25 protein-coding genes and 1 riboswitch are annotated in these 22165 nt (G+C 66.2%); of the genes, 10 read left to right on the top strand and 15 right to left on the bottom strand.

The window, feature by feature from the left end; all coding sequences use genetic code 11:
* Window positions 1–495: 495 nt before the first annotated feature.
* Window positions 496–792 (bottom strand): hypothetical protein, encoded by a 297-nt coding sequence (locus tag HNR60_RS20950; RefSeq protein ID WP_184261716.1) that lies wholly within the window; start codon window positions 790–792, stop codon window positions 496–498.
* A 262-nt stretch (window positions 793–1054) separates the two neighbouring features.
* On the opposite strand from HNR60_RS20950, the gene HNR60_RS20945 reads away from it, so the two are divergent.
* Complete coding sequence (locus HNR60_RS20945; protein ID WP_184261714.1) at window positions 1055–1771, top strand: Ig-like domain-containing protein; 717 nt, start codon at window positions 1055–1057, stop codon at window positions 1769–1771.
* Between the two features lie 239 nt (window positions 1772–2010).
* On the opposite strand, the gene HNR60_RS20940 is transcribed toward HNR60_RS20945, so the two are convergent.
* On the bottom strand, window positions 2011–3414 hold the full coding sequence (locus HNR60_RS20940; RefSeq protein ID WP_184261712.1) for a carotenoid oxygenase family protein: 1404 nt from the start codon (window positions 3412–3414) through the stop codon (window positions 2011–2013).
* A gap of 231 nt (window positions 3415–3645) precedes the next feature.
* Between HNR60_RS20940 and HNR60_RS20935 the strand changes: the two genes are divergently transcribed.
* The gene (locus HNR60_RS20935; RefSeq protein ID WP_184261710.1) at window positions 3646–4284 is read left to right on the top strand and encodes an SET domain-containing protein; all 639 of its coding nucleotides are present in this window, start codon (window positions 3646–3648) and stop codon (window positions 4282–4284) included.
* Between the two features lie 219 nt (window positions 4285–4503).
* Here the strand turns inward: HNR60_RS20935 and HNR60_RS20930 are convergent, their stop codons facing one another.
* Window positions 4504–5544, bottom strand: coding sequence for a glutamine synthetase beta-grasp domain-containing protein (locus HNR60_RS20930; RefSeq protein ID WP_184261708.1), 1041 nt, complete (start codon window positions 5542–5544; stop codon window positions 4504–4506).
* 490 nt (window positions 5545–6034) lie between these two features.
* Here HNR60_RS20930 and HNR60_RS20925 point away from each other — a divergent pair, with 490 nt between their 5' ends.
* Window positions 6035–6217, top strand: a complete 183-nt coding sequence (locus HNR60_RS20925) for a DUF2735 domain-containing protein (RefSeq protein ID WP_184261706.1) — start codon at window positions 6035–6037, stop codon at window positions 6215–6217.
* Window positions 6218–6365: 148 nt separating this feature from the next.
* Here HNR60_RS20925 and HNR60_RS20920 read toward each other — a convergent pair whose 3' ends face one another.
* A complete protein-coding gene (locus tag HNR60_RS20920) occupies window positions 6366–7295 on the bottom strand; it encodes a glutaminase (protein ID WP_184261704.1) in 930 nt (309 codons plus the stop codon).
* A 251-nt stretch (window positions 7296–7546) separates the two neighbouring features.
* On the opposite strand from HNR60_RS20920, the gene HNR60_RS20915 reads away from it, so the two are divergent.
* The 4 genes from HNR60_RS20915 (at window position 7547) to HNR60_RS20900 (ending at window position 9176) form a co-directional block, all read left to right on the top strand.
* The gene (locus HNR60_RS20915) at window positions 7547–8221 is read left to right on the top strand and encodes a DsbA family oxidoreductase (protein WP_184261702.1); all 675 of its coding nucleotides are present in this window, start codon (window positions 7547–7549) and stop codon (window positions 8219–8221) included.
* Window positions 8222–8328: 107 nt separating this feature from the next.
* Window positions 8329–8460 (top strand): peptidylprolyl isomerase, encoded by a 132-nt coding sequence (locus HNR60_RS20910; protein WP_184261700.1) that lies wholly within the window; start codon window positions 8329–8331, stop codon window positions 8458–8460.
* 62 nt (window positions 8461–8522) lie between these two features.
* A complete protein-coding gene (locus HNR60_RS20905; RefSeq protein ID WP_184261698.1) occupies window positions 8523–8801 on the top strand; it encodes a hypothetical protein in 279 nt (92 codons plus the stop codon).
* A gap of 105 nt (window positions 8802–8906) precedes the next feature.
* Window positions 8907–9176: a hypothetical protein gene (locus HNR60_RS20900; protein ID WP_184261696.1), complete on the top strand. Its 270-nt coding sequence runs from the start codon at window positions 8907–8909 to the stop codon at window positions 9174–9176.
* 199 nt (window positions 9177–9375) lie between these two features.
* On the opposite strand, the gene HNR60_RS20895 is transcribed toward HNR60_RS20900, so the two are convergent.
* From HNR60_RS20895 to HNR60_RS20865, 7 genes are all read right to left on the bottom strand, one after another.
* Window positions 9376–9558, bottom strand: coding sequence for a hypothetical protein (locus HNR60_RS20895; RefSeq protein ID WP_430695016.1), 183 nt, complete (start codon window positions 9556–9558; stop codon window positions 9376–9378).
* Window positions 9559–9698: 140 nt separating this feature from the next.
* A complete protein-coding gene (locus HNR60_RS20890; protein ID WP_184261722.1) occupies window positions 9699–9839 on the bottom strand; it encodes a hypothetical protein in 141 nt (46 codons plus the stop codon).
* 132 nt (window positions 9840–9971) lie between these two features.
* Window positions 9972–10124: a hypothetical protein gene (locus tag HNR60_RS20885; RefSeq protein WP_184261692.1), complete on the bottom strand. Its 153-nt coding sequence runs from the start codon at window positions 10122–10124 to the stop codon at window positions 9972–9974.
* Window positions 10125–10288: 164 nt separating this feature from the next.
* Complete coding sequence (locus HNR60_RS20880; RefSeq protein ID WP_184261690.1) at window positions 10289–10639, bottom strand: hypothetical protein; 351 nt, start codon at window positions 10637–10639, stop codon at window positions 10289–10291.
* Window positions 10640–10749: 110 nt separating this feature from the next.
* Window positions 10750–10989, bottom strand: coding sequence for a PilZ domain-containing protein (locus HNR60_RS20875; RefSeq protein ID WP_184261688.1), 240 nt, complete (start codon window positions 10987–10989; stop codon window positions 10750–10752).
* A gap of 105 nt (window positions 10990–11094) precedes the next feature.
* Entirely contained in the window at window positions 11095–11373 is a 279-nt protein-coding gene (locus HNR60_RS20870) for a hypothetical protein (RefSeq protein ID WP_246433042.1), read from the bottom strand.
* A gap of 150 nt (window positions 11374–11523) precedes the next feature.
* Window positions 11524–11667: a hypothetical protein gene (locus tag HNR60_RS20865; protein ID WP_184261686.1), complete on the bottom strand. Its 144-nt coding sequence runs from the start codon at window positions 11665–11667 to the stop codon at window positions 11524–11526.
* Window positions 11668–11901: 234 nt separating this feature from the next.
* On the opposite strand from HNR60_RS20865, the gene HNR60_RS20860 reads away from it, so the two are divergent.
* Complete coding sequence (locus HNR60_RS20860; RefSeq protein ID WP_184261684.1) at window positions 11902–12093, top strand: hypothetical protein; 192 nt, start codon at window positions 11902–11904, stop codon at window positions 12091–12093.
* A gap of 32 nt (window positions 12094–12125) precedes the next feature.
* On the opposite strand, the gene HNR60_RS20855 is transcribed toward HNR60_RS20860, so the two are convergent.
* Entirely contained in the window at window positions 12126–12425 is a 300-nt protein-coding gene (locus tag HNR60_RS20855) for a hypothetical protein (protein ID WP_184261682.1), read from the bottom strand.
* A gap of 275 nt (window positions 12426–12700) precedes the next feature.
* Between HNR60_RS20855 and recA the strand changes: the two genes are divergently transcribed.
* Window positions 12701–13792 (top strand): recombinase RecA, encoded by a 1092-nt coding sequence (recA, locus tag HNR60_RS20850; protein ID WP_184261680.1) that lies wholly within the window; start codon window positions 12701–12703, stop codon window positions 13790–13792.
* Between the two features lie 653 nt (window positions 13793–14445).
* On the opposite strand, the gene gcvP is transcribed toward recA, so the two are convergent.
* The 3 genes from gcvP to gcvT are packed head-to-tail and all read right to left on the bottom strand — an operon-like array spanning window position 14446 to window position 18865.
* Complete coding sequence (gene gcvP / locus HNR60_RS20845; protein WP_184261678.1) at window positions 14446–17322, bottom strand: aminomethyl-transferring glycine dehydrogenase; 2877 nt, start codon at window positions 17320–17322, stop codon at window positions 14446–14448.
* Window positions 17323–17338: 16 nt separating this feature from the next.
* Window positions 17339–17704, bottom strand: coding sequence for a glycine cleavage system protein GcvH (gene gcvH, locus HNR60_RS20840; RefSeq protein WP_184261676.1), 366 nt, complete (start codon window positions 17702–17704; stop codon window positions 17339–17341).
* A gap of 9 nt (window positions 17705–17713) precedes the next feature.
* The gene (gcvT, locus tag HNR60_RS20835; protein ID WP_184261674.1) at window positions 17714–18865 is read right to left on the bottom strand and encodes a glycine cleavage system aminomethyltransferase GcvT; all 1152 of its coding nucleotides are present in this window, start codon (window positions 18863–18865) and stop codon (window positions 17714–17716) included.
* 136 nt (window positions 18866–19001) lie between these two features.
* Window positions 19002–19092, bottom strand: a riboswitch (glycine riboswitch).
* 206 nt (window positions 19093–19298) lie between these two features.
* Between gcvT and alaS the strand changes: the two genes are divergently transcribed.
* On the top strand, window positions 19299–21971 hold the full coding sequence (alaS, locus tag HNR60_RS20830; protein ID WP_184261672.1) for an alanine--tRNA ligase: 2673 nt from the start codon (window positions 19299–19301) through the stop codon (window positions 21969–21971).
* Window positions 21972–22165 lie beyond the last annotated feature (194 nt).

The raw sequence follows: 22165 nt of genomic DNA, 5'->3' as shown, positions 1-22165 counted from the left end.
TTCTCGGCCATCGCAGCAACTCCCTGATCGCTGCAAAATTGAATCATGCCAAAGCAGACATGCCAACCAAAATGAAAGATTCACAGGCTCTGAGGCGCCCGAGCGAAGCGAGGGCCTCGAAGGATGCGGCCGCGAGCGCCGCGGCCAGCTCCGAACCCGCAGCCCATCCTTCGAGGCCGCCAAAGCCCGCTACGCGGGCATTCGGCGGCGCCTCAGGATGACGGCGGAGGTGGAGGAGCGTTAGAGCCGGACCGAAATACGGCGCGGCGATCAGGCCGCTCGCACAACACGTGGCAACCACACACACACACACACACGACCTTGCGCAACACGAGGCGATCAGGCACCTCGCTCAACACGTCATGGCCGCGCTTGTCGCGGCCATCCACGCCCACAAGCGAAGCGTTGCGTGTATCCGTGGATGGCCGGGTCAAGCCCGGCCATGACGCAGAATGGCCGGGACGAGCCCGACCATGACGGAGAATGACGCGCTGCCTACGCCCGTGTGCCCTTGAACGGGAACGAGCCCATCGGGCCGATGCCCATTTCGCCTTCGATGGCGTCGCCGGAGACCTTGCCGGTGAAGGCCAGCGTCAGCGGCATCGGGTTGGTGATCGACAGCTTCCAGGCGACGTCGTCGCCGTTCACGGTGCCGTCGAAGATCTCGCCGGAATCACCGTCGGCGGATTGCGTGCCGGTCAGCGTGGAACCTGCGCTCTGCAGCACCAGCGTCGCTTGGCGGTCGCCCATCGGCGTGTTCATGACGATATTCCAGTTGCCGTCAACGGCCATCATTCTCTCCCTGTTATTTCCTCGCGCCGCCGGCACGGCCGGGTGCGGGACTCCCTCTTAATACGCCGCGGGCCGCGCCAACAAGCGCGATTTTGCCGCGGTCGGGCGGTGGTATCGGCGCGCCGTCGGCGGCTTGCCGGCCGCGGCGGCTTTCCGCCTCCGTCATCCTGCGGAGTTTTTGAACCACCGCCGGTCTGCTACATGTTCGCCCGTCCCGGAGGACGCGCTTTAAGGATCGCCCCGTTTTCACAGGAGGCCGGTCATGCGTGCCCGAGGTCATTACCTGGCGCTTTTCGGTGTTGCGTTGCTGATGCCGGCGGTGGCGTCGGCGCAGTCGGTGATCATCGCCGAGAGCGCGCTCGTCACGCTGACGTCATCGAGCAATCCGGCCACCGACGGCGACAGCCTGACGCTCACCGCGGCGGTGACCACGCCGCAAGGCGGCGGCGTGCCGGGCGGAAGCATCCAGTTCATCGACGAGTCCACGCTGGCGGTGCTCGGCTGGGCCGACGCGGCATCGCCGAGCATTGTTGTCCGCGATCTGCCGCCGGGGCGCCACGCGATCCGCGCCGACTACAGCGGCACGCAGGATTATCTGCCGCTGATCGTGCAGCCGGCGCAGTCCGCAGCGTTGCAGCTCAGCGTGCTGGCGAAGCCGCGGGTGCTGCTGTCGTCGTCACAGAATTCGATTGCGCCGGGCGAGGTGGTGACGCTCACCGTCACCATCAGCGGCAAGACCGCGGCAGCGAAAGGTTTCGTGACGTTGCGCGACGGTGACGCGGTGATCGCCGCGCATCTTGCGCTGGATAGCGCCGGTACTGCGCGTTTCACGACGTCGGCCTTGGCGCCGGGTTGGCGCGCGCTCACCGCCAGCTACGAGGGCGACGCCGAGTACGCGCCAGCGGCCTCCGCGCCGCTCGATCAGAGCGTCGGCGTAGCGCTGATCCGCGACGCGCAAGCGCTGCCGCGTGGGATGTAGTTGCGGGCGCGTCACTTCATTGTTTGTCATCCCGGGGCGCGAGCAGCGAAGCTGCGAGTGAACCCGGCCTTAGAGGACACCGTGTCCCGGACGCCGAGCAGCGTTCTTGCGCTGCGAGGTGAGCCGGGACCGTTCCACGCGCTGCGTTCCGTGACGGCCCCGGCTCGCCGCGCACCACGCCGCAAACGCGGCGCGTCGCGCTGCGTCCGGGGCACGCTGCGATGAATTGCGACAGCGTGCTACTCCGCCGGCACCCAATTGCCGTGGAAGCCGTCCGGCACGCGGTGGTCGAGCTTGACCAGCGCGATCGGGCCGGTGTCGATGTCGGTGGCGTTGAACACCGCGAGATCGCTGCGGTTCTCGCGGCCGCGCCAGATCACCACCAGCAGCCAGCCGTCGCCCTCGGCGCCGTCCTTCGCGCGCGGCACGAACACCGGCTCCGAGACACTGTCGCCGAGGGGCAGCATGTAGCGGCCGCGCCGCGCGCCGTCGCCGTCGACATGGACCAGGCCGGACAGCGACAGCCCGAGCGGCAGCGAAGGATCGGCGCAGGCGTACCAGCCGTGGCCGCTGCGCAGTCCGGCGCGGCGCTCGTCGATGCGCGGGAATTCGCCGGTGATGTCGTCGAGATAGCGGCGGGTGAAGCGGTCGGTCTTGCCACTGAGGTCGAAGCTCCAGCGGCACAGCCTCGCGCGCGCTTTCTCTGGATCGGTGGGCTTGCCGTCGACGTCGGTGAACAGCGGCACCACTTCCGACTGCATGACGTTGGCTTCGATGCGGTCGCCGTCCTCCCAGGCGTTCATGACGTGAAACACGAAGCAGGCCTCGCTGCGAAACCAGACGATGTCGCGGGTCTTGCCGTCGCGCTTCATCACGCCGACGTAGGAGCCCTTGCCGGGCTCCCAGGCATAGGGCGGCTTGCCGCGCACCGCCCGCCACAGGCTGCCGGTCAGCGGCAGGATCGGAAACAGGATGTGGCGTTCGGTGACGATGAAGTCGTGCACCATCGCCGCATAAGGCGACTTGAAGCGATCGAACCGCGTCACCTTGCCGGTGCGGTCGATCGATCCGACCGACATCCCGGCGGTCAGGAGACCCGTGGCGTTGTAGCCGAAGAACAGCATCTCGCCGGTCACCGGGTCGATCTTCGGATGCGCGGTGAACGGGCCGTTGATGGCGCCGCCGTAGTCGCAATAGCCGCGGGTGGCCAGGGTGTCGCGCTCGATCTCGGTCGGCGGGTGGCCCTCCTCCAGCGCCAGCAATTTGCCGGCGTGGTACAGCACGTTGGTGTTGGCGACGCCGCCGTCGCTGGTCACCGATTTCGCCACGCCGGGGAGTTTGCGGTTGAAGCCGCCGAACAGCGCTTTGCCGGCGTCGTGCTCGGCCAGCCATTTCGGGGTGCGGACCCAGCGGTTGCGATAGAACGCGCGGCCGTTCTCCAGCCGGAACGCGTGCAGCATGCCGTCGCCGAAGAACCAATGCGAGTCGGCGGTGGGGAATTGCGGATTGGCGCCGTTGCGATACAGCGTGCCGTTCAACTCGCGCGGCAGTTCGCCCTCGATCGCGAGATCGGCCTGGTCGTATTCGACAGAGATCGGCCCGAAATTGTCGGGCACAGGGATCGTCGCCTCGGCGAGCGGCATCGCGCAACTCCCTCAATTTATCGTTGTTCAGCTAGGCTAGGTAGGGCTTCGGTTCCGGTCAAGCAAGACGCGGGCACAGATCGCGCCGCGGTACGCCGCGGCTCCGAAAGGGAGGCTTGCAAGCTGGGGACGGATCGCGCGCTCGGCATGAAAAGACTGACATCGCGCGCGGAATCGCACTAAAACAGCGGCTTCGTCGGCTCCTTCTCATCAGCGTCAGTGCGTTCGATCATGCCCGCCATTCCCGCTTCCAAGCCCTATCGCATCGGCCGTTCCAAGACCGGCCTCGGTCTGTTCGCCACCAAGCCGATCAAGAAGGGCGCCAAGATCATCCGCTATTTCGGCCCGCTACTCGACTGCAACAAGAAGAAGCAAGACGCCATCGAGAACAAGTATCTGTTCCAGCTCAACAAGCGCTGGACCATCGACGGCTCGGTGCGCAAGAACATCGCGCGCTACATCAACCACGCCTGCAAGCCGAACGCGGAATCCGACGTCAATCCGCGTAAGAAGAAGATCGTGATCCGCGCCATCAAGAACATCGAACCCGGCGAGGAGATCAACTACGATTACGGCACCGATTACTTCAAGGAGTATCTGAAGCCGATCGGCTGCAAGTGCGACGCCTGCGAAAAGAAGCGCACGAAGAAGGCCGCCGAGGCCAGGGCCGAGAAGAAGGCCGAGAAGCTGAAGCAGCAGGCCAAGGAGCAGAAGAAGGCGGACAAGCTCAAGGCGAGGGCCGCGAACGGCAAGGCTTCGAAGGCTAAATCCGCGAAGGCTAAGCCCGCGAAAGCCAAGACCGCTGCGAAGCCCGCGAAGGGCCAGTCGAAGGCGAAAGCCGCGTCGAAGGCCAAGCGCGCCGACGGATAGAGTTCATTTGATTGAGAGCCGTTTCGTTGCTGGATTCTTTCCGCAACGAAGCATCATTCCGGATTGCGAGTTCGCAAGAACGAGCAAGTCCGGAATCCATATCCCCTGCGGGGGTTATGGATCCCGGGCTCACTCGCAGCTTCGCTGCTCGTGCCCCGGGATGACAGCCTCATGTCGAGAAGGCGTTGCGGCCCGGACGCGCCGGGCCGCCACCAAACCTCAGGCCGCTGCCGACGCCGACGCCGCGGTCGGCACTGAGGCGATGGTCTTCAGGATCTGCGACGCGATCTGGTAGGGGTCGCCTTGCGAGTTCGGGCGGCGGTCTTCCAGATAGCCCTTGTAGCCGTTGTTGACGAAGGAATGCGGCACCCGGATCGAGGCGCCGCGATCCGCCACGCCGTAGCTGAATTCGTGGATCGCCGCGGTCTCGTGCTTGCCGGTCAGCCGCATGTGGTTGTCCGGGCCGTACACCGCGATGTGGTCCTCGCAGGCGTGCTTGAAGGCGTCCATCAGCTTTTCGAAATACTCCTTGCCGCCGGTCTCGCGCATGAACGAGGTCGAGAAGTTGGCGTGCATGCCGGAGCCGTTCCAGTCGGTGTCGCCGAGCGGCTTGCAGTGATATTCGATGTCGATGCCGTATGTCTCGGTCAATCGCTGCATCAGGTAGCGGGCCATCCACATCTCGTCGGCGGCGCGCTTCGAGCCCTTGCCGAAGATCTGGAATTCCCACTGGCCCTTCGCCACTTCGGCGTTGATGCCTTCGTGGTTGATGCCGGCGACCAGGCAGAGGTCGAGATGCTCCTCGACGATCTGGCGCGCCACCGCGCCGACGTTCTTGTAGCCGACGCCGGTGTAGTAGGGGCCCTGCGGCGCCGGATAGCCGGCTTCCGGGAAGCCGAGCGGGCGGCCGTCCTTGTAGAAGAAATATTCCTGCTCGAAGCCGAACCAGGCGCCTTCGTCGTCCAGGATGGTGGCGCGCTTGTTGGAGGCGTGCGGGGTGACGCCGTCCGGCATCATCACTTCGCACATCACCAGCACGCCATTCTTGCGTGCGCCGTCGGGAAACACCCGCACCGGCTTCAGCACGCAATCCGAACTGCGGCCTTCGGCCTGCATGGTGGAGGAGCCGTCGAAGCCCCACAGCGGGAGTTCATCGAGCGAGGGAAAACTGTCGAATTCCTTGATCTGCGTCTTGCCGCGCAGATTGGGAACGGGCGTGTATCCGTCGAGCCAGATGTACTCGAGCTTGTACTTTGTCATGCGGGTCTCTCGTTGTTGACGATACGAATGGGCCGTTCATCCGAAGCCAGGCCGGCCTCAGGATCATCGGACCACCAGTAGGCCACCGCTAAGCACGGACTATGCCAGTCGGCGCGATCGGCCCGGTCCGCGTGGTGCGGTGCATTCAGCGCGAGAGTTCCGCACCGCATCGCGATCGCTGCGGCATTTCGCTGCGGTTGCGTTGCCGGCACGCGCCGCAAATATGCCGAGAAGTCGCTGATACGCAGCCGTTGCCGCTACAACCGAAACTGCCGCGACATACGGATCGTTAATCTGATCGGCGGAGGATTTTCATGCAACCCGAGGCAGCGCAGAACGTTGGTTCCATGGAACTCGTGCTGTGGTGAGATGCAGATGCGGCTGTTGCACATATTGTTCGCAAACGCTGCCTTTTCAGAAGCAAGCGCGCGTTTGTCGTGCAGTGAGTGCTATCATCTTTAACCCGAAACCCGAACCACAAGGAGACGGAATGGACGACACCCTCGAACGGCCCTCGGCCAAGATCTATCAGTTCCCGGTGAGAGACCGGGTTGCGGCCAACGCCCGCAACAACGTCGCGTCCGTGACCGAGGTGCGGCCGCCCCGCGTCGCCGGCGGCGCCTGGTATCACGACGCAGCGATCCAGGAGATCAAGCCGGACCACGATCTCTGATGCAGGTGGGCAGCAGGGCATCCCGCGAGGCGACCTCCGCCGCGCGATCAGCACGATAGAAGGGCCGAAACCGATGTTTCGGCCCTTTTGCTTTTGCGGCGGCCGTTGCTGAGCGTGCTGCCCGCGAGCCTGAGCGTTTCGGCTCGCGCTACACGCCGAAGATCGACCAGCCCATCCGCTTGCTCAAGGCTTCCAGCGCCACGCGGCCGAGATGCGAATTGCCCGAAGCGTCGAGCCCCGGCGACCACGCCGCGATCGAGGCCTTGCCGGGCGCGATCGCCAGCACGCCGCCGCCGACCCCGCTCTTGCCCGGCAATCCTACCCGATAGGCGAATTCGCCGGAGCCGTCGTAGTGGCCGCAGGTCAGCATCACCGCGTTGATGCGCCGCGCCCGGCCCGGCGACACCACCGAATGGCCGGTGACGGGATTGCGCCCGCAATGCGCCAGATAGCGCCCGGCCAACGCCAATTGCCGGCACGACATCGCGATCGCGCAATGATGGAAGTAGACGCCGAGCGTGTAGTCGACCGGGTTGTCGAGCACGCCGAACGACTTCATGTAGTTGGCCAGAGCTGCGTTGCGAAACCCGGTGCGCTGCTCGGAGGCCGCCACCGCCTCGTCGATCGCAATGCTCGGATCATCGGTGAGAAACCGCATGAAGCGCAGAATCTCGCCGAGCGCCTCGCGCGGCTGATGGCCGGACAGGATCACGTCGGTGACGGCGATGGCGCCGGCGTTGATGAACGGGTTGCGCGGAATGCCGCGCTCGAATTCCAGCTGCACGATCGAATTGAACGGGCTGCCGGAGGGCTCGCGGCCGACCCGCTGCCACAGCCGGTCGCCGATCTTGCCGAGCGCCAGCGTCAGTGTGAACACCTTCGAGATGCTCTGGATCGAGAACGCCGTGTCGGCGTCGCCCGCCGCGGCGATATGGCCGTCGGCGTCGATCACCACCAGGCCGAAGCCCGCCGGATCGACCTTGGCGAGTTCGGGAATGTAGTGGGCGACGGTGCCGCGATCGCTGCGCGCCGCCATCTCGTCGGCGATTTCCTGGACGATGCGGTCGAGCTCGGTCACGGCGGATGATCCTGTGTTGCTGGCTGACAGCGTCGCGGGCAGTGGCGAGCCGCGACGCATTGTAACGATGCGATCGTCGTGGTCCACCGATCGGCCTGGTTGCAGCCGCGGTCCGATCTCGCGCGGGATCGCATCGCTGATGGTGAGAGCGGCTGCGGTGTCGTCCGCGCCCGGCGCAGTCGGTGCCGTGCTCCCTTGCCGGTGCTGCGTGAGCGACTATCTGTTGCGAACCATCATCCAAGGAGCATGCGATGAGTGCCAGGCCGCTGCAGATCGACATCGTCTCCGACGTGGTGTGCCCGTGGTGCTACATCGGCAAGCATCGGCTGGAGGCGGCGCTGGCGCTGGTGCCGGAGGTCGCGGTGGAAACCCGCTGGCGGCCGTTCTTCCTCAATCCTGGGGTGCCGCGCGAAGGCGTCGATCGCGACAGCTATCTCACCGCCAAGTTCGGCTCGGTGGAGGCCTACAAGGCGATCGCCGGACGCGTCGCCGAGGCCGCGGCGGCGGAGGGGCTGGCATATCGGCCGGAGCTGGTGCAGCGCCAGCCCAACACGCTGGATTGCCACCGGCTGATCCATTGGGCGGAACTTGACACGTCCGGCGACAAGTCGGCGGCGATGAAACAGCGGTTGATGGAATTGTATTTTCGCGACGGCGGCGATCTCACCGACATCGAAGTGCTGGTGAAGGCCGCGGCGGATTGCGGCCTCGACGCCGACGCGGTGCGGCGGCGGCTGGCCAGCGAAGAGGACGTCGCGCTGATTGCGACGCAGGCCAAGGACGCCGCCGACAAGGGCATTTCCGGGGTGCCGACCTTCGTGTTCGCCGGCAAATACGCGGTGTCCGGCGCGCAGCCGGCCGAGCAACTGGCCAGCGCGATCCGCCAGGTCGCGGCCGAACTGAATGCGGAGATCGCCGCGACCTAGTTCGCGCCGCGGGGCGCGGGGCGGGGGCCGCGGGCGGCCAGGGGACGCCACACGGCTTGAAAACGACATGCTCGCCGTTCTAAAGTCGGCGGCAAAGCGGGGGCGGCATGGTCAAGCGTTCGATGATTGGTCTGGGCTTGCTGGCGATCACGCTGGTTCTCAGCGGCTGCACCAAATGCGGCCCGATCTGGGACGACTGGCTGCAATCGCCGAAATCCTGCAAGTCGGACCATCTCTAGGGGACACGATGCGAAATACGGAACTTCAGCCGCTCGGTTGGCGCAGCCGCGTGGCTTCGATCATGGGCGCGCGCGCCTGGCGCGCGGCGGCGATGCTGCTGTTGCTGGCGGGGACGGCCGAGGCGCAGACCCCGAACGTCAACCTCATTCCGGAATTGAAGAGCAAGACCCCGGAAGAGATCGAGCAGGACAGGATTACCGAAAAGGCTTACAAGGATTCTTTGCGGAAGATCCCGGACGCCAAGGTGTCTTCCGATCCTTGGGGCGATGTGCGCAGCACCGACGCCCCGAAAGCCGCTCCGGCGAAGTCCAGGAGCCGGCCGAGCCATAGCGCGAACTAGCGATCTCGCGATCCTGACAGCAGCCGCGATCGCCGAGGAGGCGCATCGAGCCCGGCTGGCGTTTCCGGACGGCGACACGCTATGGCCTGCAACGAGGGCTCCGAGATGGATAAAAGCGTCGCCAGGTTGAATATCGAGCACTATCAGAAGCTGTTGAAGACCGACCTGGACGAGACCAAGCGGCAAACCATCCTGCGCCTGTTGGCCGAAGAGGAAGCCACGCTGGCGGGGCTTCTGAAGGACGCCAAGTCGGGCGCCGCCAAGTCGAACGCCGCCAAGAGCGATGGTGCCGCGGCCCCGGCGACGGACGCGCCCGGTTCGGAGAGGTCCGGCGCCGACCAGCCGCAGTCCGACGCGGCCAAGGATCCGTCCTGACAGCCTGACCGAAAATTCAATACCGCGGATCCGTCATTGCGAGCCGAGGACGGCGCGTTGCGCCGGCCGAACAGCGAAGCAATCCAGGGGCTGCACGCCGTGCGCTGGATTGCTTCGTCGCAAGAGCTCCTCGCAAAGACGAACTTAAGCGCCTGATTTCGCTGCGGGCGTTTCGCTCAGCTAAGCGATCGCGCGCCGATCAATCAAAGGCCAGATGCCGCCATTCCCGCCAATGGGTGGGGTGGACCTCGACCGGCTTGCCGCTCTTCGACTCGGCCCAGCCGTTCTTCAACCGGCGACACGGGAACACCAAGGCGTGCGGCCCGTCGTCATCGATGACGGCGAGCTCCAGATCCTGATCGTACGGAGCTGTATCGATCATGTGCCACATTGGAAAAAGGATATGTCAGCGCTGGATCGGGCGAATTGATTTAGGTCATGCCGCCGCCGCCCGCGTAACGCGCGCTGCCGATCGTCGCCCGCGCCCGGCGCGGCAGGCCCCTCCGATCGACTGAGGTGAGTTCAGTCCTTGTTGTCGCTGAGCAGCTTGCCGGTGGCGCGATTGATGAAATGCAGCTGGGTGCAGGCCGGGCACTGCACGGTCTCGAATTCGGGCGCCCTGTCCGGTGCCGGGTCGTCGTGCAACCAGGTTTGGACGTTCATGTGGGTGCGGGGACATCGGTACAGCAAATGGCTCATGCAGGGTGCAAGCTGCACGCCGGCCCGGGCCTCCATTTGATCTAGATCAATATGGGGCGGATTTGTTTTGTGCCGCAAAGGTTTCCCGCAACGCCGTCAGTGCTCCTCGGTGACCACCAGGTGGCAGGCGGTGCAGCGGAACACGACGATCTCCGGCCGCTGCTGAATAGGCGACAGCCGGCCCACGAAGGCCATCGGTGTGGCGCAATGCGTGCACAACAGAACGGGGTCTGGGATGGCTTCTGGCACAGCGCACTTCCTCATGACCAGCAAAGCACGTGGCTGCCGGCGTGCAAGCTCAAAACCGCACAGACCGTATTCGTACCAGCCGGCTGGTTCGGTGCTGCGTCGGGCGCCGCCTTCAGAGACCGCCCGCGGGCGGCCTCCAATGATCCCTCGCGCGGCAGGCGCGGTTACTTGCGGGCGCAGGTCGCGATCGTGCTGGTCGAGCTGGAACCGCAGCGCGCGGTCATGATGCCGTTGGACAGCTGCAGATTGTCGCTGAACTTGGCGCTGGTGGCGCCGATGCAGATCGCCGACACCAAAGTCTCGTCGGCGTCGCAGCTCACCGGGCAGCCGTCGGCCGAGCAGGTCGAGGAGGTCAGCGTGCGGATGCTGCTGCCGGAGACGCCGGGAGGTCCGGCAGGGCCGGGCGGTCCGGCGACGCCGGGCTCGCCCTTGGGGCCGACTTCGCCGGAGCCCTGGTTACAGCCGGCGACCATCGCGGCTGTGGCGATTAACACGATCAAGGTCGGAAAACGCATGCAATACCCCTTTGTGCGACGAGGAGTAATTTTCGCCGAGGGGAACCTGGAACGCAAGCGCTTGCTGACGCGGCTCTGCCACCCGTTGACGCGTGCCGCGGCCGGCGCGATCAGCGGAAGGCGACGCCGATCCGCCGTTCCTTGCGCCAGATCACCTGGCACGGCCGCGACAGCGCCTCAGCCTCGACCATCAGGTCGAATTGTTCGGGGATGCCGAGCGGGCTCGCGACGTCGAGCGCCGCGCCGCCCTCCGACAGATTACGCACCGTGCAGCTGATGCCGCCGCCGCCGAACGCGATGGTGCCGGCTTTCAGCACCCGGCGTCGGGTGTCGCTACGCTTGTCGTCCATGCCGTCTCCTGCCGCCGACCCCGCGACCAACGCTGCCGGGGCGGGCGCGCGAGCTTTATCGCGCGCGCATGACCGTTTGGCGAAGCCGGCGTTTGCCGCGCCGCGCTAGTTGTTGCCGATCACGCCGTGCATCGCGCCGGACAGATTCTCGATATAGCTCACCACCTGGGTCGGGTCCTTCGCGGGCGCTGCTGCCGGCGCGGAGGTGGCGGCGGACAGGCTGGCCAGCAGATGCCATTCGATCGCCAGTTCCTCCCAATCCTGCCGCAGCGCCGGATCTGTGGCGGCGCTGGCGCGCTGTTCGCTGGCGATCGCCTTCAGCCGGGCGAGCGGATAATGACGGCTCACGCTGTCACACGGCGGACGCGGCTTCATCTGTGGCATGGGTCGATCCTCGCGGTGAATGGTCGTCCAGCAGAATCCGGTTGGGTAAACAAATCAATACTGAAATACCCTCGGTCGATCCCGAGGGCCGGTGCGATGCTGCGATGCGGGACGGCGTTGCGAAGCGGTGCGGCGAGGGGGCGGCGCGCGCTAATGTCGGGTCGGCTGCACCAGGTCTTGGGCGTCGAGGCAGCGCAGCAGCGCCAGCAGCACGCGCCGCTGCTCTTCGGTCGGTCCCTGCGACAGCAGCCGCCGATACAGCTCGATCGTCTCGTGGCGGATCAACGCGTCCATGGCTGTCCTCGGGCCGGAGAAAGCTCACGTCACTGGTAATAGATAACCATTTTGCTGCGGGCCGTACGATCAATTCCGCACAGTCGCAGCAAAGATCAACGCCGGTATGACCATCGCCGGCGCCGCGCAGCGCCGACGCCGCGGCGATCCGCCGCTGATTAGAAAACAATCCCAATTGACGGCGGCCGGCGACTGCCGCAGGAATATCGCCCGTTGGTCGAGCTTGGAGCCGTCATGACCTTTCACATCAAAGCCGTCGATACCTCCGGCGTCATCTCGCTGCACCGCGACACCGCCGATGCGGCCGCCAAGAAGGCCACCGAATTGCTGGCCGATGGCTGCTGGGACGTCGAGATCGTCACCCCCGAGGGCCAGGTGATCCCGGCCGAGACGCTGCCGCAGGCCAGCGCGCAGACCGGGGCGTAAAGGCGCGTTGCCGCGCACCGCGGCCGGACCATCTATCTCTGCGGGGCGAACAGCCCGCTGTGCAGCCAGGCTTTGGTGTGGTCGGAGATCAGCTGGTCTTCGCGAAGTTCGGCGGCAGGATCACCGCGGCGCGGCGCATCGGGCGACCGCATCACCGCCAGACTCGGCGGCGGGGCGCGGCGCAGCGCTTCGGCGAACGCCGCGGCGGTCGCCGTCTTGCTGCCGATCTGGATATGCTCGGCGAGCGCGGTCCATTTGATCGCCATCATCGACTGTTGCAGCGACCGTTCGGTCGGGATGTCGATCGTCCCCAGCGCGGCATCCGGCGGCATGGGCCCTGCATTTGTCGGCGGTGGGCATGGGCGTCCTTGCGGTGCGAATGGGTCGCGATCACCATACCGTTTTCGCGCGAATAGCGAGGGTGGGGGGCGAGGACGACCGCGGCGTGTGGGTGTTGGATTGAGGAATGACTTGAGTTGTGAGGCTTTTACGATCTTTGAAAGGAACATATTGCGAACCGAGAACAAACAGTGTACAGTGCGTTCCAGCGTTAAACCCAACTGCATTGTTTGTCCCGACGGCGAATCCCGTTCATAAGGAGCTCGATATGGCTGCCCCCACTGCCCTGCGTATCGTCGAAGGATCGTCCTTGGACAAGACCAAGGCGCTGGCCGCCGCGCTCTCGCAGATCGAGCGCCAGTTCGGCAAGGGCTCGGTGATGAAGCTCGGCAAGAACGATCGCTCGATGGACATCGAGACGATCTCGTCCGGCTCGCTCGGGCTCGACATCGCGCTCGGCGTCGGCGGTCTGCCGAAGGGCCGGGTGGTCGAGATCTACGGCCCGGAATCCTCCGGCAAGACCACGCTGGCGCTGCATTGCGCCGCCGAGGCGCAGAAGAAGGGCGGGATTTGCGCCTTCATCGACGCCGAACACGCGCTCGACCCGGTCTATGCCCGCAAGCTCGGCGTCAACGTCGATGAATTGCTGATCTCGCAGCCCGATCACGGCGAGCAGGCGCTGGAAATCGCCGACACGCTGGTGCGCTCCGGCGCGGTCGACGTCTTGATCGTGGATTCGGTCGCGGCTTTGGTGCCGCGCGCCGAACTGGAAGGCGAGATGGGCGACGCGTTGCCCGGCCTGCAGGCCCGCCTGATGAGCCAGGCGCTGCGCAAACTCACCGCCTCGATCAACAAGTCCAACACCATGGTGATCTTCATCAACCAGATCCGGATGAAGATCGGCGTGATGTACGGCTCGCCGGAAACCACCACCGGCGGCAACGCGCTGAAGTTCTACGCCTCGGTGCGGCTCGACATCCGCCGCATCGGCCAGATCAAGGAGCGCGACGAGGTGGTCGGCAACCAGACCCGCGTCAAGGTGGTGAAGAACAAGCTGGCGCCGCCGTTCAAGCAGGTCGAATTCGACATCATGTACGGCGAGGGCGTCTCCAAGATGGGCGAGATCCTCGATCTCGGCGTCAAGGCCGGCATCGTCGACAAGTCCGGCGCCTGGTTCTCCTATGACAGCCAGCGGCTCGGTCAGGGCCGCGAGAACTCGAAAGCCTTCCTCAAGGCCAATCCGGACATGACCGCGAAGATTGAAGCGGCGATCCGGCAGAATTCCGGATTGATCGCCGAGCAGATTCTGGCCGGCCTGCCGGAGCGCGACGAAGAAGGCGAAGAGCCTACGGAGGATTGAGTTTTCCCGCGGCGGGCGGTGCGGGGGTCTGTTGCCGATGCCTCGAATTGCCTGCAGCGCCTTCGGGCTGCGGTGCAAAGTCGATCGCAAGGCGGCTGATCGGCAGCCCGCGCCGGCAAGATGATTTGGTTAGATTTGCCCTCGTCAGGAGAGCCCGCCGGACATGCGGTGGCGGGTAGCCAGGGCGAGTCCTTCAACACGTCATGGCCGGGCTCGTCCCGGCTATCCACGCCCGCAAGCGGTGCTCTTGACATGTCCGTAGATGGCCGGGACAAGCCCGGCCATGACCTGGAGAGGTTGGGTCGTTTTTTCGAGACGCCAGCTGCGCAGAGATGCGCGCCGCCGCCTGCGCCGACTGAGTGCTGGGCGTCAGCCTCGGCCGCGCTTATCGCGCTCGGTCTGCCGCGCGTCGCGGCCACCCGCACGGCGGCCTGAGCTCCGCGCTGCCCTCGGCTCGCAATGACAAAACCCCTGGTTTGGCGCGCTACTTTTTCGGTCTGGCTCTCAGGATGACGTCGTGCCGGCGGGGAGCGCTGCCTCTCCGGTCATATCTCGGGTGTCGCTTGGATTGCCGCCCGTGTCAGGTGCGCCGGCGCTGCCGCGCGCCGCGCACTCGCGACGCCAATTGCCAATGTCCGCCCCCCCCCCCCCGCTCACTCCGCCGCCAGCGCGTAGTCCTCGATCGGCGGGCAGGAGCACACCAGGTTGCGGTCGCCATAGACGTTGTCGATGCGGCCGACCGGGCACCAGTATTTGTCGGTGCGGGTGGTGCCGGCGGGGAAGCAGCCCTCGTGCCTGGTATAGGCCCGTTTCCACACCTCCTCGGCGATGTCGTGCACGGTATGCGGGGCATGGCGCAGCGGCGACGCCTCCACGCTCCAGCGCCCGGTCTCGATCTCGGCGATCTCGTGGCGGATCGCGATCATGGCGTCGCAGAAGCGGTCGATCTCGGCCTTGGATTCCGATTCGGTCGGCTCGATCATCAGCGTGCCCGGCACCGGGAAGCTCATGGTCGGCGCGTGGAAGCCGTAGTCGATCAGCCGCTTGGCGATGTCGTCGACGGTGACGCCGGCGGAGTTCTTCAGCGCCCGCGGATCGACGATGCATTCATGCGCGACGCGGCCGCGCTCGTTGCGATACAGCACCGGAAAATGCGGATCGAGCTTCGCCGCGATGTAGTTGGCGTTGAGGATCGCGACTTCGGTGGCGCGGCGCAAGCCTTCGCCGCCCATCATCAGGATATAGATGTAGGAGATCGTCAGGATCGAGGCGGAGCCGAACGGCGCCGCCGCCACCGCGCCGCCGTGGCGTTGCTCGTCGGTGCCGTCGAGCACCAGGTGCCCGGGCAGGTAGGGCTTAAGATGCGCGCGCACCCCGATCGGTCCCATACCGGGGCCGCCGCCGCCATGCGGAATGCAGAACGTCTTGTGCAGATTGAGATGGCTGACGTCGGCGCCGTATTCGCCGGGCCGCGCCAGCCCGACCTGGGCGTTGAGATTGGCGCCGTCGAGATAGACCTGGCCGCCATGGCCGTGGACGATGTCGCAGATCTCGCGGATGTGTTCTTCGAACACGCCGTGGGTCGACGGATAGGTGATCATCACCGCGGCGAGGTCGGCACTGTGCTGCTCGGCTTTGGCGCGCAGATCCTCGACGTCGACGTCGCCGCGATTGTTGCAGGCGACCACCACGACGTCCATGCCCGCCATGCTGGCGGAGGCCGGGTTGGTGCCGTGCGCCGAGGACGGGATCAGGCAGACCTTGCGATGCGCCTCGCCGCGGGCGGCGTGATAGTGCCGGATCGCCAGCATCCCGGCATATTCGCCCTGCGCGCCGGAATTCGGCTGCAGCGACACCGCGTCATAGCCGGTGATGTCGGCGAGCCATTCTTCCAGCTTGGCGAACAGCGCGTGATAGCCGGCGGCCTGCTCGCGCGGCGCGAACGGGTGCAGGCTGGCGAATGCCGGCCAGGTCAGCGGCATCATCTCGGTGGTGGCGTTGAGCTTCATGGTGCAGGAGCCGAGCGGGATCATGGCGCGGTCGAGCGCCAAATCGCGGTCGCTCAGCTTGCGCATGTAGCGCAGCAGTTCGGTCTCCGAGCGATAGGCCTGGAACACCTCCTGCGTGAGGAAGCTCGAGGTGCGCTTCAAGGCCGGGTGCAGCGTGTCGCGCATCTCCGGCTCGACCTCGCGATAGTTCAGCGCGCCGCCGAACGCGCGCCACACCGCTTCCACGGTGGCGGGCGTGGTGGTCTCGTCGAGCGCGATGCCGAGCGTGCCGTCGCCGATCCGCAGATTGATCCGCTCGGCCAACGCGCGGGCGACGATCTCGCTCTGCCTGGCGCCGACTTCGACGGTCAGCGTATCGAAGAACGATTCATTGTGCGGCGGCAAGCCGAGCTTGCGCAGGCCGGCGGCCAGCACCGCGGTGCGCCGGTGCACGCGGCGGGCGATTTCCGAAAGCCCGTCGGGGCCGTGATACACCGCATACATCGCGGCGATCACCGCCAGCAGCACCTGCGCGGTGCAGATGTTGGAGGTGGCCTTCTCGCGGCGGATGTGCTGCTCGCGGGTCTGCAGCGCCAGCCGATAGGCCGGCTGGCCGTGCACGTCGATCGACTGCCCGACCAGGCGGCCGGGCAGCGCGCGCTTCAAGCTGTCGCGCACCGCCATGAACGCGGCGTGCGGCCCGCCGTAGCCCATCGGCACGCCGAAGCGCTGCGCCGAGCCGATCGCGATGTCGGCGCCGAGGTCGCCGGGCGAGGCCAATAGCGTCAGCGCCAACAGGTCGGCGGCGATGATGGCGAGGCCGCCCTTGGCGCGCAACGCGGCGATCATCGGCCGCGGGTCGCGCACCGCGCCGGAGGAGCCGGGATATTGGATCAGCGCGCCGAACACGTCGGCCTTCTGCAAATCGTGCACCGGATCGCCGACGATCAGCGTCCAGCCGAGCGGCTCGGCGCGGGTGCGCAGCACTGCCAGCGTCTGCGGATGCACCTCGCGGTCGACGAAGAACGCCTTGGTCTTCTTGTGCGCGCTGCGCTCGGCGAGCGCCATGGCTTCGGCGGCGGCGGTGGCCTCGTCGAGCAACGAGGCGTTGGCGACGTCGAGCCCGGTGAGATCGCAGATCATGGTCTGGTAGTTGAACAGCGCTTCCAGCCGGCCCTGGCTGATCTCCGGCTGATACGGCGTATAGGCTGTGTACCAGGCCGGATTTTCCAGAATGTTGCGCTGGATCACCGCGGGCAGGATGGTGCCGGAATAGCCCTGGCCGATCAGCGAGGTGAACACCTCGTTGCGGGAGGCGAGGTCGGCCATATGCGCCAGCGCTTCGGTCTCGGTCAGAGGCTGGCCGAGATGCAGCGGCGTGGGCTGCCGGATCGCCGCCGGCAGCGTCTGGTCGACCAAAGCCTCCAGGCTGTCGGCCCCCACCACGCGCAGCATGCCCTTGATGTCCTGCGGCGACGGCCCGATGTGGCGGCGGGCGAAGCCGGTGGCGATATCTTCGGACTGGCTGCGGTGAGCGGGCATCAAGATCTCCTCAACGTCAGGCGGTGTGAGCGGTGTAGGCGGCTTCGTCCATCAAGCCGTCGAGTTCGGCCTTGTCGGCGATCTTCAGCTTGAAAAACCAAGCCGCGCCGCCGGCGTCGGAATTGACCAGCGCCGGATCGGTCTGCAGCGCGTCGTTGACCTCGAGCACTTCGCCGGTGATCGGCGCATAGACGTCGGAGGCGGCTTTCACCGATTCCACCACCGCGGCGGCTTCGGCTTTCTTCAATTGCCGGCCGATTTTCGGCAGTTCGACGAACACCACGTCGCCGAGCTGCGACTGGGCATAATCGGTCACGCCGATGGTGGCGACATCGCCCTCGATGCGCAGCCATTCGTGATCGGGGGTAAACAGGGTGGTCATCATCGGTCCTTAACGCTTGTAGCTGGTCGGAATGAAAGGGGTGGCGCAGACCCGCAGCGGCAGCCGCTGTCCGCGGACTTCAGCAAAAATCACCGTATCGTGACGCGCCTGTGGCGTCGGCAGATAGCCCATCGCCAGCGGGCCGCCGAGGCTCGGCCCGAAGCCGCCGGAGCATATCGTGCCGATCGATTCGGTTGCGGTGGCGTCGGCGAACAGCGGCGCGCCTTCGCGCACCGGGGCGCGGCCGTCCGGCCGCAGTCCGACCCGGCGGCGCGATGCGCCGTTGTCGAGCTGGGACAGAATCACGTCGGCGCCGGCGAAGCCGCCGGGCCGTGCTCCGCCGTTGCGGCGGCTCTTCTGAATCGACCATTCCAGCGCGCCTTCGACCGGCGTGGTGGTGGTGTCGATGTCATGACCATAGAGGCACAGCCCGGCTTCGAGCCGCAGGCTGTCGCGGGCGCCTAACCCGATCGGCAGCACGTCGGGATCGTCGAGCAGCGCCTCGGCGAGCGCCACCGCGCCCTCGGCCGGCACCGAAATCTCATAGCCGTCCTCGCCGGTGTAGCCGGAGCGCGACACCAGGCAGTCGAGCCCCATCACGGTGAGCGGCGCGCTATCCATGAAGCGCAGCTCGGCCACCTGCGCGCACAAAGTGCCGAGCGCGGCTTCGGCGCGCGGCCCCTGCAGCGCCAGCAGCGCGCGGTCGGGCAGGGCGAGGATGTCGCAGACGTCGGACAGCGCGTCGCGCAGATGCGCCTCGTCGGCGGCCTTGCAGGCGGCGTTCACCACCAGGAACAGATGACGGCCGGAATTCGCCACCATCAGATCGTCGAGAATGCCGCCTTTATCATTGGTGAACTGGGCGTAGCGCTGCCGGCCGGGCGCGATCGCCACGATATCCTGCGGCACCAGGCGCTCCAGCGCCCGCGCGGCATCGGCGACGTGGCCGGATTTCGCCCGCAGTTCCAGCTGGCCCATATGCGAGACGTCGAACAGCCCGGCCTTGGCGCGGCAATGCAGGTGCTCCTTGAGCACTCCGGCGGGGTATTGCACGGGCATCTCGTAGCCCGCAAACGGTACCATCTTGCCGCCTAGCGACAGATGCAATTCATGCAGCGGGGTCCGCTGCAGGGCTTCCGGGGAGTCGTTCTGCACCAGCATGAGGGGCCCTCGCGGTTCCCGAGACCAATTTCTCGTTAAACCTTCGAGCCCCATCTGTCGCTGTGCCTGAGAGTATTATCCCGTCGGCGGATGCCGCCGGCATCAGTGATTCGGCGGAGTCTCTTTCCAGATGTCATCAAGCCGCGTGGTCCGTTTGCCTGAGAGTTTCCGGGGCGGTTGCTCCTTCGGCGCCGGCCTTGCGGCCGATCTCTCCCGACGCGACTTACTCTTAACAAGTAGGGAGGAAAGCCGGCTCGCGCAAGCCTGTCAACGCGTCGGCGGGGACCTATCAACGGGTCTCTGTGTCCGCCGGCAAGCCTCTGATCTGCTGTCCAGTTTCTGGACAGGCCGCGGCCTCGCGGCTAAAAGCAGGGCGCCGGGGAAGGATTGGGCTGCGGCGGCGCGGCAGGATCCCGGATGCGATTGGACGGACATGAGCGGCGTTAACGAAATCAGGTCGGCATTTCTGAATTATTTCGGCAAGGACGGGCACGAGGTGGTGCCGTCGTCCCCCTTGGTGCCGCGCAACGATCCGACCTTGATGTTCACCAATGCCGGCATGGTGCAGTTCAAGAACGTGTTCACCGGGGTCGAAAAGCGCGCCAACCACCGCGCCACCACCTCGCAGAAATGCGTCCGCGCCGGCGGCAAGCACAACGACCTCGACAATGTCGGCTACACCGCGCGGCATCACACCTTCTTCGAGATGTTGGGTAATTTTTCGTTCGGCGATTACTTCAAAGACCACGCCATCGAGCTCGCTTGGAATCTGATCACCAAGGAATTCGCCCTGCCCAAGGAGAAGCTCCTGGTCACGGTGTATTCCGAGGACGACGAAGCCTTCGGTCTGTGGAAGAAGATCGCCGGGCTGCCGGAGTCGAAGATCATCCGGATCCCGACCTCGGACAATTTCTGGCAGATGGGCGACACCGGCCCGTGCGGGCCGTGTTCGGAAATCTTCTTCGACCACGGCGACCACATTCCGGGCGGCCCTCCCGGCTCGCCCGAGGAGGATGGCGACCGCTTCATCGAGATCTGGAATCTGGTGTTCATGCAGTTCGACCAGATCGCGCCGGGGCAGCGCAATCCGCTGCCGAAGCCGTCGATCGACACCGGCATGGGACTGGAGCGCATCGCAGCTGTGCTGCAGGGCAAGCACGACAACTACGACATCGATCTGTTCCAGGCGCTGATCCGCGCCATCGCCGAACTGACCGGCGCCGATCCGAAGGGCGAGCACAAGGCCTCGCTGCGGGTGATCGCCGATCACTTGCGCGCCTCCTCGTTCCTGATCGCCGACGGCGTGCTGCCGTCGAACGAAGGCCGCGGCTACGTGCTGCGCCGGATCATGCGCCGCGCGATGCGCCACGGCCAGCTGCTCGGCGCCACCGAGCCGTTGATGTGGCGGCTGGTGTGGGCCTTGGTGCGCGAGATGGGCCAGGCCTATCCGGAGCTGGTGCGCGCCGAGCCGATGATCGAGGAGACGCTGCGGCTCGAAGAAACCCGGTTCCGCAAGACGCTGGATCGCGGGTTGATCATTCTCGACGAGAAGAGCAGCTCGCTGAAGAAGGGCGACATGTTCGACGGCGAGACCGCGTTCACGCTGTACGACACCTATGGCTTTCCGCTCGATCTGACCCAGGACGCGCTGCGCAACCGCGGCATCAGCGTCGACATCGCCTCGTTCACCGACGCGATGGAGAAACAGAAGGCCAAGGCGCGCGCCTCGTGGGCGGGTTCGGGCGACACCGCCACCGAAACCGTTTGGTTCGGCCTGCGCGAACAACTCGGCGCCACCGAGTTCTTGGGCTACGAGACCGAGACCGCCGAAGGCGTGGTCGCGGCGCTGGTGAAAGACGGCCAGCAGGTCGAGGCGCTGAAGGCCGGCGATCACGGCGCGATCGTGCTCAACCAGACGCCGTTCTACGCCGAATCCGGCGGCCAGGTCGGCGATACCGGGGTGATGACCGGCGAGGGCGTGCGTTTCCGCGTCACCGAGACCCAGAAGAAGGCGCACGATCTGTTCGTGCATCTCGGCACCGTCGAGCAGGGCACGCTGACGCCGGACACCGCGCTGTTGCTCGAGGTCGATCACGCGCGGCGCTCCTCGATCCGCGCCAATCATTCCGCCACCCATCTGCTGCACGAGGCGCTGCGCCAGGTGCTCGGCGATCACATCGCGCAGAAAGGCTCGCTGGTGGCTGAGGATCGGCTGCGGTTCGACTTCGTGCATCAGAAGCCGATCAGCGCCGACGAATTGCGCCGGGTCGAGGACATCGCCAACGAGGTGGTGCTGGAGAACGACGAAGTCACCACACGGCTGATGGCGGTCGACGACGCCCGCGAGGCCGGCGCGCGCGCGCTGTTCGGCGAGAAATACGGCGACGAAGTCCGCGTCGTGACCATGGGCAAGGCGGCGCGCGAGCACGGCAGCAATGCGCTCGGCTGGTCGGTCGAATTGTGCGGCGGCACCCATGTGCGGCGCACCGGCGATATCGGGCTGATCTCGATCACCGGCGAAAGTGCGGTCGCCTCCGGCGTCCGCCGCATCGAGGCCCTGACCGGCCGCCACGCGAGGCAGAGCGCCAACGCGGCGATCGACACCGCGCGGGCGACCGCGGCTGAACTCCGCACCTCGGTCGACGACATGCCGGCCCGCGTCGCGGCCCTGATGGAGGAGCGCAAGAAGCTCGAGCGCGAATTGGCCGAAGCCCGCAAGAAGCTGGCGATGGGCGGCGGCGGTGCCGCGGCCGCCAATGGCGACGCCGGCGTCCGCGAGGTCGGCGGCGTCAAGCTTATGGCGCGCGCGGTCGAAGGCATCGAGATCAAGGATCTCAAGAGCCTGGTCGATCAGGGCAAGAAGCAGCTCGGCTCCGGCGTCATCGCGCTGGTCGCCACCAGCGCCGACGGCAAGGGCTCGATCGTGGTCGGCGTCACGCCGGATCTGGTGGCGCGGTTCTCCGCGGTCGATCTGGTGCGCAAGGCCTCCGAAGTGCTGGGCGGCAAGGGCGGCGGCGGCAAGCCCGACATGGCGCAGGCCGGCGGTCCGGACGGCTCCAAGGCGCAGGCCGCGCTCGACGCGATTGCGGCGGCGATCGGCGGATGAACTAACACGCGACCGCTAACGCGTGTCCCGGGCGCGGTGCAGCACGAAGTGCTGCTCCGCAGAACCGGGACCGTTACGAGTGCCGTCCTGTCAAAATGCCGTCCTTGCAACGGTCCCGGCTCGCCTCGCCGCGCAAGGGCGCGGCTCGACGTCCGGGACACGGTGTCTTTAGGTTCAGCGCGTCGCAATTTCCG

It is taken from the genome of Rhodopseudomonas rhenobacensis, assembly GCF_014203125.1.
GTDB lineage: Bacteria > Pseudomonadota > Alphaproteobacteria > Rhizobiales > Xanthobacteraceae > Rhodopseudomonas_A > Rhodopseudomonas_A rhenobacensis.
Note: the sequence above shows the minus strand (reverse complement) of the source record. Positions and strands in the feature narration are given on the sequence as shown.